Here is a 19,232-nt window from a genome sequence, read left to right on the forward strand (position 1 = left end):
ATGGAGATCGACCTGCTCGACCCGGGCCCCTTCGGCCGCAACGACTTCTGGCCCGCCTTCACCTGGCTGCGCGCCAACTCGCCCGTCCACTGGCACCCCGAGCCCGGCAGCGACGACGGCGGCTTCTGGGCGCTGAGCCGGCACCGCGACATCATGAAGGTGTACGCCGACAGCGACACCTTCAGCTCGGCGCGCGGGATGCGCCTCGGCAGCGACCCGGCGGCCGTCGCCGCCGTCGCCCAGCGCATGCTCATCGTCTCCGACGTCCCCCACCACACCCGGCTCAAGCGGGCCCTCCACCAGGCCTTCGGACCGCAGCAGATGCCGCGCCTGGAGGCCATGGTCGACAAGGTGGTCGGCGAGCTGGTCGCCGAGGCCGTCGAACGCGACGAACTGGACTTCATCGACCTCGCCAAGCAACTGCCCAACCGGGTCGTCTGCGCCATGATGGGCATCCCGCGCGCCGACTGGGCCTGGATCGGGGCCCTGACCACCGACGCCTTCGACTCCCCGGACGACGAGGTCCGCACCAACGCGCACTCGGAGATCTTCCTCTACTTCATCGAGCTGCTCGCCGAGCGCCGGGCCCGCCCCGGCGACGACCTGGTCAGCCAGATCGCCCACGACACCCTCGTGGACGAGGGCGACGGCGTCGAACGGCCGCTGAGCGACCACGAGATCGTCTTCAACCTCAACGGGGTCCTCTCCGGCGCCAACGAGACCACCCGCTACTCGGCGGCCGGCGCGGTCCACATGTTCGCCGAACACCCCGACCAGTGGCGGCTGCTGCGCAGCCTCGGCCAGGGCGGCATCGCCCCGGCCGTCGAGGAGGTCCTGCGCTGGACCACCCCCGGGGTGCACGCCCTGCGCACCGCCGTCCGCGACACCGAGATCAACGGGATCCCGGTGGCCGAAGGCGCCCGGGTGACGCTGTGGAACGTCTCGGCCAACCGTGACGAGGACGTCTTCGCCGACCCGCACGCCTTCCGGGTCGACCGTCGCCCCAACCGGCACGTCGCCTTCGGGCACGGCCGCCACCTGTGCCTCGGCGCCCGGCTCGCCCGCTTCGAACTCGGCGCCCTGCTCACCGAGATGCTCGGCGCGCTCGACGGCTTCGAACTGGCCGGCCCCGTCACCTTCAACTCCTCCAACTTCACCTGGGGGATCAACAGTCTCCCCGTGCGGCTGCTGCGCAGCCGAGCCTTCGCGAAGTAAGAAAGGGCCCGCACTGTGACCACCGCACTCGTCGACTTCAACCGTTCGGACGCCGCCTTCCCCGCCACCGGGTATCCGCAGCTCCTCGCCGAACAGGCCGCCCGCACCCCCCGGGCCACCGCCCTCGCACAGGGCGACCGCACCTGGACCTACGCCGAGCTGGATGCCGCCACCAACCGGCTGGCGCACGCCCTGATCGCCCGCGGAGCCGGCGAAGGCACCCGCGTGGGCCTGTGCTACCCGCGCAGCGCCGAGTACGTCATCGGTTCCCTCGCCATCCTCAAGACGGGCGCCGCGATCGTCGCCCTCGACCCGGTCAACCCCGACGACCGGCTCGCGGCGATGATCGCCGACGCCACCCCGCTGCTCGTCCTCACCCCGGCCGACCTCGGCCGCCGGATACCCGAGGACGTCCCCCGGGCCGAGGTCGCCACGGCCGGACAGGACCTGCCGGACACCGCGCCCGCCGTGGTGACCGGACCCGACACCGTCAGCCACCTCATCTACACCTCCGGCTCCACCGGCACCCCCAAGGCCGTCCTGGAACGGCACGGTGCGCTCACCAACCTCGTGCACTGGACCACCCGCGCCTACGGGGTCCGGCCCGGCGACCGCGCCTCCTGGATGTCCACCCCCGGCTTCGCCGTCCAGATCATGGAGTGGCTCGCCTACCTGCCCGCCGGCGCGGCGATCCACATCCCCGAGGCCGGGCAGGCGCAGACCCCCGAGCAGATCCGCGACTGGCTCGTCGGCGAGGGGATCACCCACACCATGCTGGTGGCCGCCCTGGCCGAGCCCGCCTGGGGCCTGGACTGGCCCGCGGACACCGCGCTGCGGATCCTGGTGACCACCGCCGAGCGCGTCCACAGCTGGCCGCCCGTCGACACCCCGTTCCGGGTCGTGATGACCTACGGCACCACCGAGACCACCAACGTCCTGTCCTGCCTCGACCTCGGGGCCGGCACCGACTTCACCAGCCAGGCCACCTCCGACGAGGTCCGCGCCACCCGGCAGGTCCCGGTCGGCGTGCCCATCGCCAACCTCCGCGTCCACCTCCTGGACGAGGACGGCAGCCCGGTGCCCGAAGGCGAGGTCGGCCGCCTGCACGTCTCCGGTGCCGGGGTCGCGGCCGGCTACCACGGCCGCCCCGAGCTCACCGCCGCCAAGTTCCACCCCAACTTCCTCCCCGACGACCCGCACCCGGTGCTCTACGACACCGGCGACCTCGCCCGCCGCCGTGAGGACGGCGCCGTCGAACTCCTCGGCCGGTCCGATTCCCAGGTGAAGATCCGCGGCTTCCGCGTGGAGCTCGGCGAGGTCGAGACGCACATCGCCCGCCTCGCCGACATCGCCGAGGCCGTCGTCGTCACCCAGGAGCGGGGCCCCGGCGACAAGCGGCTCATCGCCTACGTGTCACCGGCCGGCGCGGCCGACCCGGACTCCGCAGCCGTGCGCGCCGACGTCGCCCGCACCCTGCCCTACTACATGGTCCCCGCCACCGTCGTCGTGCTCCCCTCCCTCCCGCGCCTGCCCAACGGCAAGGTCGACCGGCGCAGCCTGCCCGAGCCCCCGGAGGGTCGCGACGCGGTCGGCGCCGGCTACGAGGCCCCCCGCAACGAGGTCGAGGACGGGCTCAGCCGGCTGTGGGCCGAGGCGTTCCGCACCGACGGCGTCGGCATCCACGACAACTTCTTCGAGCTGGGCGGGCACTCGCTGCTCGCCTTCCAGCTGATCGACGAGATCCGCCGCCGCTACGGCGTCGAGCTCAGCCTCTCCGACCTCTCCACCTGCCCCACCGTCGCCGAGCTCGCCACCCTCGTCACCACCGAACGCACCGGTGGCCGCGGCTCCTTCGGCGGACTCCCCGCGATCGTCCCCGACCCCGCCGCCCGCTTCGATCCCTTCCCGCTCACCGAGAGCCAGCAAGCGCTGTGGATCGGCCGCGGCGGGCTCGTGGAACTGGGCAACGTCGGCTGCCACGGCTACTTCGAGTGGGAGAGCGAGCAACTCGACGTACCGCGCCTCGAAGGCGCCTGGCGCCGGCTCGTCGAACGCCACGACGCCCTGCGCACCCGGGTCCTGCCCGACGGCACCCAGCAGGTGTTCGAGGAGGTCCCGGCCTACGAGATCCCCGTCACCGACTTCGGCGGACTGGACGAGGGGTCCCGGCGGGCCGAGCTGGCCGCCCTGCGCGAGCGGCTGTCCCACCAGGTCCTCGACGGGGACGGCTGGCCGCTGTTCGACGTGCGGATCAGCCTGCTCGGCGGCGGCCGGGCCCGGATCCACCTCTGCCTGGACTTCCTCGTCGCCGACGCCTGGAGCTACTTCCAGGTGCTCGTCCCCGACCTGGTCACCTACTACGTGGAGCCCGGCGCCGAACTCGCCCCGCTGGAGCTGACCTTCCGCGACTACGTCCTCGCCGTCGGGAACTCGCTGCGCGACAGCGAGCTGTACCGCCGCTCCGAGTGGTACTGGCGCGACCGCCTCGCCACCCTCCCGCCCGCCCCCGAACTGCCCGCGCGGCCGGCCGAAGCCCCCGAGCTGCCGGTCCGCTTCGAGCGCCGCAGCCACGTCGTCGCCCCGGAGCGGTGGAGCCGGATCCAGGAGCGCGCGCACGCCCGCGAGGTGACCCCCTCCGGGGTGCTGGCCGCCGCCTACGCCGAGATCCTCGGCCGGGCCGCCGGGCAGGCCCGGTTCACCATCAACTTCCCGCTGTTCAACCGCCTTCCGCTGCACCCGCAGGTCAACTCGCTGCTCGCGGACACCACGACCACCCTGCTGCTGGCCGTCGAGCAGACGGAGTCCACCTTCGCCGGACGGGCCCGGGCCGTCCAGCGCCGGCTCTGGGCCGACCTGGAGCACCGCTACTTCAGCGGGGTGCAGGTGCTGCGCGAGCTGACCAAGCTGCGCGGCTCCCTCGCCCCGGCCATGCCCGTGGTGATGACCAGCCTGGCCGGCCACCCGCCGCAGTACGAGGAGACCGAGCTGGGCGCCCCGGTCTACGGCATCTCCCAGACCCCGCAGGTCTCCCTCGACTTCCAGGTCTTCGAAAAGCCCGACGGCCTCACCTTCAACTGGGACTTCCTGCCCGCCGTCTACCCGGACGGACTGATCGACTCGATGTTCGAGGAGTTCACCTCCCTGCTGGACGCCCTCGCCGAGGAGGAGGCCTGGGAGCGCCACTCCCCGCCGCCCGGCGAAGAGGGCGCCGCCCCGGGCAAGACCGAGGAGCGCGACACCGGCGACGCCTGGGAGCGGTACTGGGCCGGGATCCGGCGCACCGGCCGCGGCGGCGACGTCATCTGGGACGCCGACAGCGGCGAGGAGTTCCGCTGGCTGCTGGACCAGGCGCAGCGGCACTTCCGCGGCGACCTACCGGTCATCGACCTCGGCTGCGGCAACGGCCGCTACAGCCGCGAACTCGCCCCGCACTACCCTTCGGTCATCGGCGTCGACGTCTCGGTCAGCGCCATCGACCACGCCAAGCGCGAGGCCGAGGGCGTGCCGAACGTCGACTACCTGGCGATCGACATGACCGACGCCGAGCAGGCCGCCGTCCTGGGGGAGGGGCCGTACAACATCTTCGTCCGCGGTGTCTTCCACGTCCTGGACGGCGAGGCCCGGGCCCGGCTCGCCGCCGTCGCCGACCGGCTGCTGGGCGACGAGGGCACGCTGATCGTGCACGAGCCCGACTACTCCAGCAACTCCTTCGGCTACCTCGGCTTCGTCGGCGGCAAGCGGGGCCGTGCCGAGGACCTGGTCGGCCCGCTGGAGGCGGCCGGTGTCCGGCACTCGCACCGCTTCACCCGGCCCGAACTGGCCGAGGCGTTCGGTGCGGACGGGTGGGAGGTCGTCGAGGACGAGGCGATAGAACTGCACGCGATCGACCCCAGGTCGGATTCCGACGCCCTGCGGCTGCCCGGCTACTACGCGGTGCTGCGCCGCAGGCGCTGACGGCCGCACGCCCGGTCCGGCTCTGCGCCGGGCGGCCCACGCCGCCCGGCGCAGGGCCTCGGCGTCGTGGCGAGCAGGAGCGGCCGCACCCGCAACGAGAAGACGCGGCCACGGCCGCACGGCTGAAAGACTGGACAACGTGGAACGACGTACGACCGACCGACTGCTCAGGGCGCGCGCACAGGCGATCGGGGGCGAGGTCCGGGAGGAATCGGTCGCCGCAGTCCTCGACCGGGTGCTGGCCGTGCAGGCGCAGGACCTGCCCGCGGCGGAGCTCGGGCTCCGGGTGCGGGCCCGCGGGCTGACCCGGGAGGCGGTGCGCCGGGCCACCGACACCGAACGCAGTGCCGTCCGCGGCTGGTTCATGCGCGGAACCCTCCAACTGGTGCCGGCCGCCGACGCACGATGGCTGTTGGCCCTCTTCGGCCCGGTCTACCTCGCGCTCGCCGCCCGGCGGCTGCGCGAGCTGGGCCTCGACGAGTCCCTGTGCACGCGCTCGGAGCGCCTCATCGCCGAAGCGATCGACGGCGAGGGGCCGTTGACCCGGGCCCAGCTCACCGACCGGCTCACCACCCTCGGGGTGGAGCCCAAGGGGCAGTCCGCCTTCCACCTGATCCGCCGGGCCGCCCTGACCGGCCGCATCTGCCACGGACCGCAGCGGGACGGCGAGGCCACCTTCGTCCTCCTCGACGACTGGCTGCCCGCCACCGGACCCCTGCCCTTCACCGGGGCCGCCGCCGAACGCGAACTCGCGCGCCGCTACCGCGTCGCGTACGGACCCTCCGACGCCCTGGACTTCGTCCACTGGTCGGGACTGAAGGCCACCACGGGCAAGAACGCGTGGACCGCCGTACGGGAGACCGGGCCCGAGCCGTTGACCGCCCCGGACGAGCCCGACGTACGCCTGCTCCCGGCCTACGACAACTACTTGGTGGGCTACCGCAGCCGGGACCTGTCCGTGCCCGCCGCACACGAACGCCGGGTGTGGCCCGGCGGCGGGCAGATCCGCGCCACCGTCCTGGTCGACGGCCTGGCCGTGGGCACGTGGTCGGGCGGCCGCCGCGGGGTGCCGGTGACGGTCGAACCCTTCCCCGGGGCCGAGCCCCACACCCCCGCCGTGGCGGCCGGGATTGCCCGCGAGAGCGCAGACATCGCACGGTTCTCCAGCTGAACTCATCGCATGTCTACAAGCGGTCTATAGTCCCGGAATTCATAACCGGGGTCTAACCCGGGGTCCATAGCGTCAGTGCCGTCCGACAATTCCGTACCCAATCAGAAAAGGGCGTCGACATGGCACTCGGTCGGCATTCCGATTTCAATCGCCTGTGGTTCGGGCAGACCGTCAGCAACTTCGGCGACAAGATCTCCCTCCTGGCGCTACCGACCCTCGCGGTCGTGGTGCTGGGCGGTGGAGCCTTGGAGGTCGGCGTGCTCGGCGCGCTGCGCTTCCTCCCCTTCCTGCTGCTCGCCCCGATCGCCGGGCTGGTGGCCGACCGGGTGTCGAGGCGCACCGTCATGATCGTTGCCGACCTGGGCCGCTTCCTGGCCCTGGGCACGATTCCGCTGGCGTTCGCGCTCGACTCCGTCAGCATGACCCACCTCTTCATCGTGGCCGGCATCACCGGCTGCCTCACCACCTTCTTCGAGGTTTCGTACCAGTCCTGGCTGCCCCAGCTCATCGGCACCGAGAACCTCATCGAAGGCAATACCAAGCTCCAGATCAGCCGCAGCGTCGCCGAGGCGGTCGGCGCGGGCGCCGGTGGCGCACTCATCCAGCTGCTCGGCGCCGCACGCGCCATCACCGCCGACGCGTTCACCTTCCTCATCTCGCTCATCGCCCTGCTGGTCATCCGCCACCGGGACGTGCGCGAGCGGACCGAGGACCGCAAGGCCTCCGCGAAGGCGGAGATGAAGGAGGGCATGAAGACGCTCTTCGGCAACCCGGTCCTGCGCGGCCTGTTCACCGCCAACGTCGTGGTCAACCTCGGTGCCGCGATGGGCGACGCCGTCCTGATCGTCTACGCCTACAAGGAGCTGAACCTCAGCCCCGGCCAGGTCGGTGCGGCCTTCGCCGTCATGTCGGTCTTCGTCATCGTCGGCGCGGTGCTCTCCGAGGTCGTCTCCAAGAGCCTCTCGGTGGGCCGCCTGCTCGTCATCACCGCGGTCGTGCTCGGCGCCGGCTACATCCTGGTGCCGACGGGCGGCGCGGTCGGCGGCTTCGTCGGACTGATCGTGGTCCAGGCCATCATCGGCTTCGTCTCCCCGATGTTCGACATCCACGTCCTCAGCCTCGTGCAGGGCGTCACCCCGAACGAGCAGATGGGCCGGGTCAGCGGCACCGCGCTCTCCGCGGTGTATGGAGCCCTGTCCCTGGGCTACTTCGCCGGCGGCGCGCTCGGCGAAGCGATCGGCCTGACCGGCGGTCTCGCGGTGGCCGGCGCCGTCACCATCATCGGCGGCCTGACCCTGCTCACCGGACCGGTCGCCAAGATCAAGGAAATGCCCGGCGGGGACGACACCGCCGAGGAGGGATCTCCGGCCGCGGACGAGACCAGGATCACCGCCTGATCGACACCCGCCAGGGGCGTGGAGTGGGTGCCGGCCCTGCGGCACCCACTCCACACTGCGCCCCGCACCCATCCGCACGCACCCGCCCGCACGCCCGCACGCACCCGCCCGCACGCCCGCACGCCCGCACGCCCGCACGCCCGCACGCCCGCACGCACCCACCCGCACGTCCGCACGTCCGCACGTCCGCACCCGGCGCCGCGACCCGCGGCGCCCCCCTCGCCGTATCCCTCTCCCGACTCCCGAAGACGCACGGAGGCTCAAGGTGAGCGAGTCCCTCGCCGAACGCATAGCCGCACTGCCGAAGTCCCGCCGGGCACTGTTCCAGGCCCTGACGGGCCGCACCGGCGGGCGCGCCGCCGTACGGGAGGACCCTGAGCCGGCACCCCGCGACCCCGCAGACCCGCCGGTGCTCTCCTTCGCCCAGCGTCGCCTCTGGTTCATCGACCAGCTCCAGCCCGGCAGCCCCGCCTACAACGTGCCGGTCGCCACCCGCATCCGCGGCCCGCTCGACGTACCCGCCCTGCACGCGGCGCTCCAGGACGTCGTCGACCGCCATGAGGTGCTGCGGACCGTCTACACCTACCAGGAGGGCGCCACCGAGGCGCTGCCCCGCGTGGTGGACGGCTACCGGCTGCCCCTGCCGCTCACCGAACTGCCCGACGAGGAGGCGGCCCGGTCCTTCTACGACGCCGACGCGGGCGCCCCCTTCGACCTGGCCGGCACCGTCCCGTTGCGGGCCCGGCTCGGCCGGATCGGCCCCGAGGACCACGTCCTGGTCCTCAACCTGCACCACATCGTCACCGACGGCTGGTCCATGCGGGTCCTCTACACCGAACTGGAGCGCGCCTACGCCGCCCGCACCGGGGCGCCCGCCGGGGCAGCGGCCCCGCTCGCCCTCCAGTACGCCGACTTCGCCAGCTGGCAGCGCCGCCGCATCAGCGGGGACCGGCTGGAGGGCCTCACCTCCTTCTGGCGCGAGGAGCTGGGCGGCGCCACCCCCGTGGACCTGCCCACCGACCGGCCCAGACCGCCCGTCTTCGGCCACGCCGGCGCATCCCGCTACATCGACCTCCCGCCCCGGCTCATCGCCCGGCTGCGGGAGTTCGGCAAGTCCGAGGGCGCCACCCTCTACATGACGATGCTGGCCGGCTTCGCCGCCACCCTCCGCCGCTGGACCGGCCAGGAGGACATCGTCGTCGGCACCTCCGTCTCCGGCCGCGACCACCCGGCCTTCAGCGAGCTCATCGGCTTCTTCGTCAACACCCTTCCGCTGCGCATCAGAACCGGTGGCGACCCCGGCTTCGCCGAACTGGTCCGGGCCACCCGTCACACCACCCTCCAGGCGTACGCGCACCAGGAACTGCCCTTCGACCTGATCGTCGACGCCCTCGGGCTGCCCCGCGACCCCAGCCGGCCGCCGCTCACCTCCGTGATGTTCCTCCTCGACGAGACCCCGGACACCGCCCCGGGCCTCGCGGGCCTCGCCACCGAGCCCATCGACTTCTCCTCGCACGCCACCAAGTACGACCTCATGATCAGCGTCCACGACACCGGCACCGCGGTCCGCGCCCTCGTGGAGTACCCCACCGCCCTGTTCGACGCCCCGACCGTGGACCGGCTGCTCGGCCACTTCCTCACCACCCTCGAAGGGGCGCTCGACCGCCCCGAAGCCCCGCTGTCCGCCCTGCCGCTGCTCACCGACGCCGAGCGCCGGGCCGCCCTGGACGACTGGAACGCCACCCGCGCCCCCTTCCCGCAGGACGCCTGCCTGCACGAGCTGTTCGAGCAGCACGCCGACCGGCGGCCCGACGCGCCCGCCGTGGTCCTGGGCGGGCTCGGTGGCTGGAACGTCACCTACCGGGAGCTGGAGGAGCGCGCCAACCGGCTCGCGCACCGGCTCGTCGAAGCCGGCGCGGGCCCCGACCGGACCGTGGCCCTGTGCCTGCGCCGCGGCCCCGCCCTGGTCACCGCGATCCTCGCCGTCCTCAAGGCCGGTGGGGCCTACGTCCCCCTCGACCCGGACTACCCGGCCGAGCGCCTGGCCCTGCTGCTGCGGGACTCCGCGCCGCCCATCGTCGTGTCCGACGCGGAGCTGATCGGACGGCTGCCCGTCCCCGCCGGCACCGCGCAGGTCCTGCTCGACACCGACCGGGCCGCGCTCGCCGCGCTGCCCGCGACCCGCCCGGACGTGCCCGTCACCTCCCGGGACCTGGCCTACGTCATCTTTACCTCGGGTTCCACCGGCACCCCCAAGGGCATCGCCCTGGAACACCGGGGCGTCGTCAACAACATCCTCGACCTGAACCGCTCGTACGGCATCGGGCCCGGCGACTCGGTCCTCGCCCTGTCCTCGCCCAGCTTCGACATGAGCGTCTACGAAACCCTCGGCATCCTGGCCGCGGGCGGCACGCTCGTCCTGCCCGACCCGGCCGCCGCCAAGGATCCGGCGCACTGGGCCGACCTCGTCGAGCGGCACGGCGTCACCGTGTGGAACTCCGCCCCCGCCCTCCTCGGCCTCCTCGTCGACCAGCTCGAACACGCGGGCGGCCCCCGACTTCCCAAGCTGCGCACCGCGTTCCTCGGCGGCGACTGGATCCCCGTCACCCAGCCCGACCGGATCCGCGCCTTCGCGCCGGAGCTGTCCTTCGCGGCACTCGGCGGGGCGACCGAAGCCTCCATCCACTCGGTGGAGTTCCCCGTCGGCCGGGTCGATCCCGAGTGGACGAAGCTCCCGTACGGGCGGCCCATGGCCAACCAGCTCGCCTACGTCCTCGACCCGAAGGACCGCCTCGTCCCTGTCGGCGTCCCCGGTGAACTCCACCTGGGCGGCGTCGGACTGGCCCGCGGCTACCTGAACCGGCCCGAGCTCACCGAGGAGAAGTTCGTCCACGTCGAGCTGGCACCCGGCCGCACCGAACGCCTCTACCGCACCGGCGACCTGGCCCGCTACGGCGCCGACGGCACCATCGAACTCCTCGGCCGCACCGACTTCCGGATCAAGCTCAACGGACTGCGCATCGAGCCCGGCGAGGTCGAGGGCGCACTGCGCGAGCGCCCGGGCGTCCGCGAGGCCGTCGTCGCCGCGCGCCGCACCGCCGGCTCCGACCGGCTCGTCGGCTACGTGGTCCCCGAGGAGGGCGCGGACCTCGACACCACCACCTTGCGCACCGCCCTCGCCGCCGTCCTGCCCCCGCACTGCGTCCCCGCCGAACTGGTGCTGCTGGAGCGGCTGCCGCTGAGCCCCAACGGCAAGGTGGACCGGGGCGCCCTGCCCGACCCGCGCACCGCCGCCCCCGCACCCGACCGGACCACCACCGCGCCCGCGGACGCGGACCCGGTCGCCCTGCGGATCGCCGCCGTCTGGGCCGAGGTGCTGGGGATACCGGAGGTCGCCCCCGACGACGACTTCTTCGCCCTGGGCGGGGACTCCTTCGCCGCCGTGCGCGCGGTCCGCGCCGTCGCCGCCGCCCTACCGGACGGCGGATCCGCCGCCCTGCGCGTGGTCGACCTCTTCAGCAACCCGACCCCGGCCGGGCTCGCCGCCCGCACCACCGAACTCGGCGCAGCCGGAACGCAGGCACACGGCCTGCTGCACCGGCTCACCCCCGAACGCCCCGCCGGAACCACCGCGCTGACCCTCGTCTGCTTCCCGCACGGCGGCGGCGACGCCATCGCCTACCAGCCCCTCGCGGCCCAGCTCCCGCCGCACATCGAGCTCCTGGCGGTCTCCCCGCCCGGACACGACCCACTGCGCCCCGGCCCGATGCTGCCGGTCCCCGAGTTCGCGGAACTCGCAGCCCAGGAAATCGCCCGCACCGTGCGCGGACCGTACGCGGTCTACGGCCACTGCGCCGGGGTGGTCACCGCACTGGAGACCACCCACGTACTGGAACGCATGGGGCAGCGCCCGATCGCCCTGGACCTCGCCGCGGCCCTCCCGGAGGAGGACCCGGAGTACGCCCTGGAGATGGAACGCGTCTCCGGCGACGACGACCTCGTCGCGTACCTGACCACCATGGACGGCTTCGACGGCGTTCTCGACGACCGTGACCTCACCGCTGTCCTGCGGATGGTCCGCCACGACATGACCGAGGCGGCCCGCTTCTTCGCCCGCACCCCGGGCGGCTACGACCGACCCCTCGCCACCCCGCTCACCTGCATCATCGGCGACGCCGACGACGCGACCGAGGGCTACGAGAACGGCTACCGCACCTGGGGCCGGTACGCGGCCGACGTACGCCTCGCCGTGATCCCCGGGGGCCGCCACTACTTCGCCAAGCACCTGCCCGACCGGCTCGCCGCTCTCCTCGTCGACCTGCACCGCAACGGAGGAACCCATGTCTGATCTCGCCGAACGGCTCGGCCGTCTGCCCCAGGGACAGCGCTCCCGGCTGCTGGGACGGATGCGCAACCAGATGACGGCCGGCGTGGGCCGCCGCATCGAACTGAAGCGCGCCGACCACGGACCGCGCTCCCGCTCCTCCTTCCAGCAGGAGCAGATGTGGTTCGTCGACAAGCTCGGCGCCGGCAAGGCCCGCAACAACATAGCCCTGGCCATAGGCCTGGGCGGCCCCCTCGACCGGGCCGCCCTGCACGAGGCGCTCAACGCCGTCGTCGCCCGCCACCAGGTGTTGCACAGCAAACTCGTCGAGATCGACGGAGTCCCCTGGCAGGAACCCGTCCCCTCCTTCGTGCTCGGCGTCCAGAGCACCGACCTCTCCGGCAGCGAGGACGCGGACCGCGAACTCGCCGAGCTCACCGCGAGCTGCGCCGCCGCCCCCTTCGACCTCGCCGCCGGCCCGCCCGTCCGCGCCCACCTCGTGCGGCTCGCCGCCGAGCGCCACGTCCTGCTCTGGGTCGTCCACCACATCGCCTGGGACCCGGGCTCGACCCGGATCTTCACCGAGGAACTGACCACCAGCTACGCGGCGGCCGCCGCGGGCAAGCGCCCCGAGGCCCCCCGGCTCGCCGTCGAGTACGCCGACTTCGCGGCCTGGCAGCGGGCCAAGCTGGAGAACGACGAGCACGGCCGGGCGCTCGCGACCAAGTGGCGCCAGATCCTGGCCGGCGCCGTCGCCACCGAGGTCCTCCCCGACCACCCGCGCGGCCCCGAGACCCGAGGCGACGGCCGCGGCCTGAAGCTGACCCTGGACCAGAAGCTGCTGGACCGCCTCACCGAGCTCGCCGACGCGGGCAACACCACCGTCTTCACCACCCTGCTCGCCGCCTTCAACGCGCTGCTGCGGCACTGGACCCGCACCGAGGACGTCGTCGTCGGCACGGCCAGCGCCTCCCGGCCGCACCCCGACCTGGAGCAGGTCATCGGCTGCTTCGTCCAGATGATCACCTTGCGGACCGAGGTCACCGACCAGCTCACCTTCCGCGAGCTGGTCACCCGCACCGCGTCCTCCGTCATGGACTCCTTCACCAACAGCGAGCTGCCCTTCGAGCAGGTGGTCGAGGCCGTCCGCCCGGTGCGCGACCCGTTGAGACACCCGCTCTTCCAGATCGAGTTCACCTCGCTGGGCCGCTGGGGCACCCACCGGGCGCAGGCCGCCGACCTCGAGTTCACCATGGACCAACTGCACGACGGCGCAGCGAAGTTCGACATGAGCTTCCTCGTCGGCGAGAACGACGGACTGGAACTCTCCCTCGAGTACAACACCTCCCTCTACCGGCACGGCACGGCCAGCGCCCTGCTCGGCGCCTTCCGCCAGGTCCTGGAGCAGGTAGCCGAGAACCCCGACCTCCAGGTCGGCGACATCAGCCTGGTCGAGGAGCCGGCCGCCTCCCGGCACGCCCGCGAGCTGTCCCGCGGCGGCCCCGTCGACGAAGCCGCCTGGACCACCACCTTGGACCGCGCGTTCCGCGAGCGGGCCACCATCCACCCCGACGCGGTCGCCGTCCGCCACGGCTCCGCCCGGCTCGACTACGCCGCCCTCGACCGCTGGTCCGAGGCCATCGCCCACCGGCTGCGCGACCGCGGCGTCCGCCACGGCGACCCCGTCGCGGTGTGCGTCTCCCGCGGCCCGGCCGCCGTGGCCGCGGTCCTCGGCGTGCTCAAGGCGGGCGCCCACTACGTCCCGGTCGACCAGAGCGCCCCGGCCGAGCGGACCCGTACCGTACTGGCCGACGCGAAGGCCCGGCACGCCCTGGTCGACGAAGCCGCGCAGCTGCCCGTACCGCTGGAGTTGGTGACCACCGGAACGGCGGCCCCCGTCCGCGAGGTCCCCTCCCTCGCGCCGACCGCCACCCCCGGCGACCTGGCCTACGTGCTCTACACCTCGGGCAGCAGCGGCACCCCCAAGGGGGTCATGATCGAGCACCGCTCGGTCACCCACTTCTCCCGCACCATCGCCAAGGCCTACGAGATCCGGGCCGAGGACCGCGTCCTGCAGTTCGCCCCGCTCACCTTCGACGTCTCCGTCTTCGAGATCTTCACCACCCTGCTGGCGGGCGGCTCGCTCGTCATCGCCACCGACGACGAGCGCCGCGACCCGGCCCTGCTCCAGACCCGGATGCGCGAGGACGCGGTCACCGTCGCGGAGCTCCCGCCCGCCCTCCTGCCGCTGCTCGACCAGGCCGGCCTGCCCGACCTGCGACTGGTCTCGGTGGGCGGCGAGGCCTTCCCCGGCCGACTCGTCGCCGAATGGACCGCGGGGGAGCGGAGGTTCGTCAACGGCTACGGCCCCACCGAGGCGACCGTCGCCGTCACGCTCATGGACTGCACCGGGAGCTACGACCGCAACCCGCCGATCGGCCGCCCCATGCCCGGCCACCAGGCGTTCGTCCTCGACGAGCGGCTGCGCCCGGTCCCGCCCGGCGTACCCGGCGAACTCTGCGTCTCCGGCCCCGGCATCGCCCGCGGCTACCTGGGCCGCCCCGACCTCACCGCCGACCGCTTCGCCGACAACCCCTACGCGGACGGCCCCGAGACGGCCCGCCTCTACCGCACCGGCGACCTGGTCCGCTGGCTGCCCGGCGGCAACCTGGACTTCCTCGGGCGCACCGACCGCCAGCTCAAGGTGCGCGGCCACCGCATCGAGCCCGGCGAGGTCGAGTCCGTGCTCACCGGTCACCCCTCGGTGCAGCAGGCCGTCGTGGTGGCCCAGCCCGCCGCGGGCGGCGAGCGCATGCTGGCCGCCTACGTCACCGTCGAACAGGTGGGCTCCTACGCCTCCGAGGTCGCCGACGCCGAAGGCCTGCGCGCCTACGCGGCCGGCCGACTGCCCGGCTACATGGTCCCGGTCGTCGTCGTCCTGGACGAACTGCCCCTCACCCCGCACGGCAAGGTCGACACCGCCGCCCTGCCCCTGCCCACCGAGCAGTCGGGCGAGGGCGGCACCGCGCCGCGCGACGCCGTCGAGGAGCAGATCTGCCGGGACATCCTCACCCCGCTGCTCGAATGGCAGAACCCGGACGTGGAGGGCGACTTCTTCGCCCTGGGCGGTAGCTCGCTGCAGGCCACCATCGTGGTCTCCCGGGTCCGCGCCCTCTTCGGCATCGACATCGCCCTCGCCGACTTCTTCGGCCGCCCGACCGTTGCCGGACTCGCCGAACTGGTCCGCGCCGCCAAGGCCGAGGCAGCCGGCGAACAGGACCGGCTGCTCGCGGTCTTCGAGCAGATCGAGAACATGAGCGACGAGGAGGCCGCCGCCCTCCTCGGCTCCCTCCAGCAGCCGGACGGTTCCTGATGGCCGACCCGGCCGGGTTCGAAGGAGCCCTCGCCGCGCTTCCCGAGGCGAAGCGCGAGCTCGCCCGCCTGATGCTGGCCGCCCGGCAGCCCGTACCCGCCCACCCGGTCCCGCGCTCCGGCGCGGGGCCGGTCCCGCCCACCGCGCTCCAGTCCCGGCTGTGGCGCCGCGAACGCACCCACCCGGCCGTCGCCACCGGCTCGCACGCGCTCCGGCTGACCGGCCCGCTCGACCCCGAGCGGCTCGTGGCCGCCCTCACCGGGGTGCTGCGCCGCCATGAAGGACTGCGCACCCGGCTCACCGTCTCCACCAGCGGCCAGCCCCGGCTGCACGTGGACGAGGGACCGGTGCTGCGGCTCACCCGGGCCGACCTCTCGGGTTTCACCCCGCAGGCCGCCGCCGACCGCGTGGCCCTGCAGAGCACCGAGAGCGCCTCCACCGTCCTCGACCTGGAGAGCGGCCGCACCAGCGCCTTCCGGCTGTTGCGGCTCGCCGCCGACGAGCACGTCCTGATCCTCGCCTCCCACCTCGCGGTCTTCGACGGCTGGTCCTCCGGGGTCTTCCTCGCGGACCTGGCCGCCGGCTACCGCGAGGGCCCGACGGGCCTCGCCCCGCCCGACCTCCAGCTCCCCGACTACGCCGACTGGCAGCACCGGTGGCTCGCCGGACCCGACGGCTCCGCCGAACTCGCCCGCCGCCGGGCGGCCTTCGCCGCCGACCCGCCCGCCCCCCGGGCGCCCGGCGGATTCGAACGCGGCCACTTGCCCGTACGGCTCGCTCGCGGGCCGGCCCGCGCCGGGCTGGAGCTGGGCGGGGCCGAGGGAGCCACCCCGTTCATGACCCTCCTCGCCGCGCTGGCCGTCGTACTGGCCCGCAGGGAGGGCCGTACCTCCGTGGTGATCGGCACCCCGGCGGCCGGCCGCTTCGCCGGACCGCTCGAAGGCGCCGTCGGGCAGTTCACCACCGTCGTGCCGATCCGGATCGACCTCGCGGGCGGCCCCGCCTTCCGGGAACTGCTGCACCGCACCCGGGCCGCCGTCGCCGAGGCGCTCGCCCACCAACGACTGCCCGTGGACGTCCTGTTCGGCGACGGGACGCCCCCGCCGTACAACGTCCTGTTCGCCCTCCACAACTACCCGTCGGTCCCCCTGGACCTGCCGGGCATCGAGGTCGGCCAGCTGCCCGGGCCGCCCGCCCGGCACCTGGAGCTCTACAGTCCCGACCCGGCCGCCGCGCTCGCCTGCATCGGCCTCGTGGAACGCGACGGCGAGATCGGCGGCACCGCCGAGTACAACCGCCACGCAGTCACGCCCGAGGACGTGCGGGGGCTGCTCACCGGAATCGAGGACGTGCTGGACCGGGCCGTCGCCGCGCCCGCATCCCCGCTCACCACCTAGGGAGTTGCCCGTGCTCACCACCGAGTTCTACCGTGCGCCCGCGGACTGCGGGCTCGTACGGAGCGGAGCCGACGTGCCCCGCACCCCCATGCGGGCCCTGCGCGAGGACATCCACGACATCCTGGTCTCGGCCCCCGTGGCCGAGGCCCGGCGCACCCGCGACCCCCGGCCGCTGCACCGGGCCCTGGGCGAGCGGGGCCTGCTCGCGCCCCAGTGGCCCGAAGAGTACGGCGGCCGCGGCATCAGCCAGGTCGCGGCCGCCGTGCTGGTCGAGGAACTGGCCATGCACGACGTCCCCGACCTGCTGCACACCCTCACGGTGCAGATCGTCGGATCCACCCTGCTCAACGTCGCGAGCCCGGCGATGAAGGCCCGGCACCTGCCGGGCTTCGCCGCCGGCACCGCCTTCGGCTGCGTGCTCTTCAGCGAACCCCAGGCCGGCTCCGACCTCAACATCCTCTCCACCCGCGCCGTCTCCGACGGCAAGGGCGGCTACAAGCTGTACGGCACCAAGGTCCACTCGCTGTTCGCCCGGCTCGCCGACTACGGGCTGTGCCTGGCCCGCGGCGAGGACGACGCCTTCAGCCTCTTCCTCGTCCCGCTGGCCCAGCCCGGGGTCACCATCCGGCAGATCCCGGGCATGGGCGACGACGCCTTCCACGAGGTCACCCTCGACGGCGTGGCCGTGACCGCCGACGACGTGGTCGGCGAGACCGGCCAGGGCTGGGCGATCGTCGTCAAGACCCTCGCCTTCGAGCGCACCGGACTCGACTACTACGTCAAGGCGCTGCGCTGGTACCGGGCCGCCGTGGAACGGCTGGAGGTCCACACCGACCGGCTGGAGGCCGGCCAGCACGACCAGATCGGCCTGGCCAAGCTCAACGCCCGGCTGCTCGCGGCGGGCACTTTGGTCCGCCGCGTCCTCACCCGCCTCGACCGGGGCGAACTCAACGAGGACGAGGCCGCCGCAGCCAAGTGGTACACCACCGAACTCGCCGCAGAGGTGGCCTGGTGGGCCGCCGAACTCGACGGCGACACGAGCATGACCCTCGACGACCCCGAGGTCGACGGGGTGGCACACCCACTCGATGCGGCGTTGCGCGAAGCCCCGGGGATGCGGATATCGGGCGGCACCGCCGAAATGATGCTGGAGACGCTGGCCCGGCTGCGTCTCGACTCAGGGGCGGAGGTACGGCCGTGACTTCACAGGCGGTAGGCGGGAACGGCACGGGCGGCCAGGGCCCGGCGACGGCCGAGCGCTGGCGGGTGCGGGAGGACGAGGACTCGCTCTTCCGGCAGCTCCGGCTCACGGTGCGCCAGGGCCTGGAGGTCGACGGGGACACCCCCGTCGGTGCCTGGGAGGCGCTGACCCAGGTCGGCGCGTGGGAGTTCGCCCTGCCCATCGGCCACGACGGCCTCGACCTCGGCCAGGCGGTCATCGCCATGGTGTGCGAGGAGGCGGGCAACGCGATGCAGCCCGTCCCGCTGACCGACACCCTCCTCGCCCTGGACCTGATCGCCGGCCTCGGCCCGCTGGCCCCCGAAGCCGCCGACAACGTCCTGGACCAGGTGCGCACCGGAGGACTGGAACTCGCCGTGCCGGGCCGGCTGCCCGATCCGCGCGGCACCGTACCGCCGGGCATCACCTGGAAGCCGGACGCGGACACCGGCGCCGTCGTCCTCACCGGAACCGGTGGCCCCTTCGCCGCCGGAGTCGGCCCGGGCGCCCTGCTGGTCCTGGCCGGCGGTCCCGACGGCCCGTGCGTGGCGCTCGTACCCCTGCCCACCGAGGGCGTCCGGGTCCGCCCGTTGCGCGACCACGGCGGGGGAGCCGTCGCCAGTGCCGTTTTCGACGAGGTGCGGCTGCCCGCCGAGGCGGTGCTGCTGAGCGGACTCGCCGCCGAACAGGCCCTCGCCCGCGTGGGGCTGCGCGCGGCCGTCCACCAGGCCTCGCTGCTGGCCGGCATCACGGCGGCCGCCCTGACCGCGGTCGTCTCCCGGATCCGCGGCCGGCAGCAGTTCGGCCAGGCCCTGGTCAAACACCAGGGCCCCCGGCTGCGCGTGGCGGGCCTGCTGGCCCGCCTCGACGCCGTGCGCTGGGCCGTGGGGGACGCGGCCCGCGACCTCGACGAGGACCGGCTCACCGCGGGGGAGGCCGCGGGACTGATCGCCCTCACGGCGGAGACCACCCTCGACGTGACCCGTGACGCGGTCCACCTGCACGGCGCCTCGGGCCTGGTCCGCGACGGCCTGGTGGCGGGCTGCTACCGGCGCGCGGCCTGGGAGGCCATGCGCTGCGGGCGTCCCGCCCACCTCTGGGACCTCGCCGCGCACACGCCCTGACCGGCGCACACGAGGGAAGGGGCCCCCGCACGGCGGGAGCCCCTTCCGCGTACCGACC

9 protein-coding genes are annotated in these 19,232 nt (G+C 73.6%); all 9 read left to right on the forward strand.

The genetic code is table 11. The features are described 5' to 3' along the window. Entirely contained in the window at positions 1-1,215 is a 1,215-nt protein-coding gene (locus OG207_RS37470) for a cytochrome P450 (protein ID WP_329105135.1), read from the forward strand. 15 nt (positions 1,216-1,230) lie between these two features. After that, on the forward strand, positions 1,231-5,169 hold the full coding sequence (locus tag OG207_RS37475) for an amino acid adenylation domain-containing protein (protein ID WP_329105137.1): 3,939 nt from the start codon (positions 1,231-1,233) through the stop codon (positions 5,167-5,169). Between the two features lie 139 nt (positions 5,170-5,308). Then, positions 5,309-6,340, forward strand: a complete 1,032-nt coding sequence (locus OG207_RS37480) for a winged helix DNA-binding domain-containing protein (protein WP_329105139.1) — start codon at positions 5,309-5,311, stop codon at positions 6,338-6,340. Positions 6,341-6,459: 119 nt separating this feature from the next. After that, positions 6,460-7,737 (forward strand): MFS transporter, encoded by a 1,278-nt coding sequence (locus tag OG207_RS37485; RefSeq protein ID WP_329105141.1) that lies wholly within the window; start codon positions 6,460-6,462, stop codon positions 7,735-7,737. Between the two features lie 265 nt (positions 7,738-8,002). Beyond that, on the forward strand, positions 8,003-12,085 hold the full coding sequence (locus OG207_RS37490) for a non-ribosomal peptide synthetase (protein ID WP_329105143.1): 4,083 nt from the start codon (positions 8,003-8,005) through the stop codon (positions 12,083-12,085). Further along, positions 12,078-15,434, forward strand: coding sequence for a non-ribosomal peptide synthetase (locus OG207_RS37495; RefSeq protein ID WP_329105145.1), 3,357 nt, complete (start codon positions 12,078-12,080; stop codon positions 15,432-15,434). The genes OG207_RS37490 and OG207_RS37495 overlap by 8 nt, the downstream gene beginning before the upstream one ends. Then, positions 15,434-16,831, forward strand: a complete 1,398-nt coding sequence (locus OG207_RS37500) for a condensation domain-containing protein (RefSeq protein WP_329105147.1) — start codon at positions 15,434-15,436, stop codon at positions 16,829-16,831. The genes OG207_RS37495 and OG207_RS37500 overlap by 1 nt, the downstream gene beginning before the upstream one ends. A gap of 10 nt (positions 16,832-16,841) precedes the next feature. Next, the gene (locus OG207_RS37505; RefSeq protein WP_329105149.1) at positions 16,842-18,032 is read left to right on the forward strand and encodes an acyl-CoA dehydrogenase family protein; all 1,191 of its coding nucleotides are present in this window, start codon (positions 16,842-16,844) and stop codon (positions 18,030-18,032) included. Further along, positions 18,029-19,174: an acyl-CoA dehydrogenase family protein gene (locus OG207_RS37510; RefSeq protein WP_329105151.1), complete on the forward strand. Its 1,146-nt coding sequence runs from the start codon at positions 18,029-18,031 to the stop codon at positions 19,172-19,174. The genes OG207_RS37505 and OG207_RS37510 overlap by 4 nt, the downstream gene beginning before the upstream one ends. The last annotated feature ends 58 nt before the right edge of the window (positions 19,175-19,232 follow it).

Source organism: Streptomyces sp. NBC_01439 (assembly GCF_036227605.1).
In the GTDB taxonomy this organism is placed as follows: domain Bacteria; phylum Actinomycetota; class Actinomycetes; order Streptomycetales; family Streptomycetaceae; genus Streptomyces.

Coding starts and splice junctions, on each gene's coding strand:
- OG207_RS37485 (WP_329105141.1), top strand. CDS start 6,460: ATGGCACTCGGTCGGCATTCCGATTTCAATCGCCTGTGGTTCGGGCAG.
- OG207_RS37470 (WP_329105135.1), top strand. CDS start 1: ATGGAGATCGACCTGCTCGACCCGGGCCCCTTCGGCCGCAACGACTTC.
- OG207_RS37500 (WP_329105147.1), top strand. CDS start 15,434: ATGGCCGACCCGGCCGGGTTCGAAGGAGCCCTCGCCGCGCTTCCCGAG.
- OG207_RS37495 (WP_329105145.1), top strand. CDS start 12,078: ATGTCTGATCTCGCCGAACGGCTCGGCCGTCTGCCCCAGGGACAGCGC.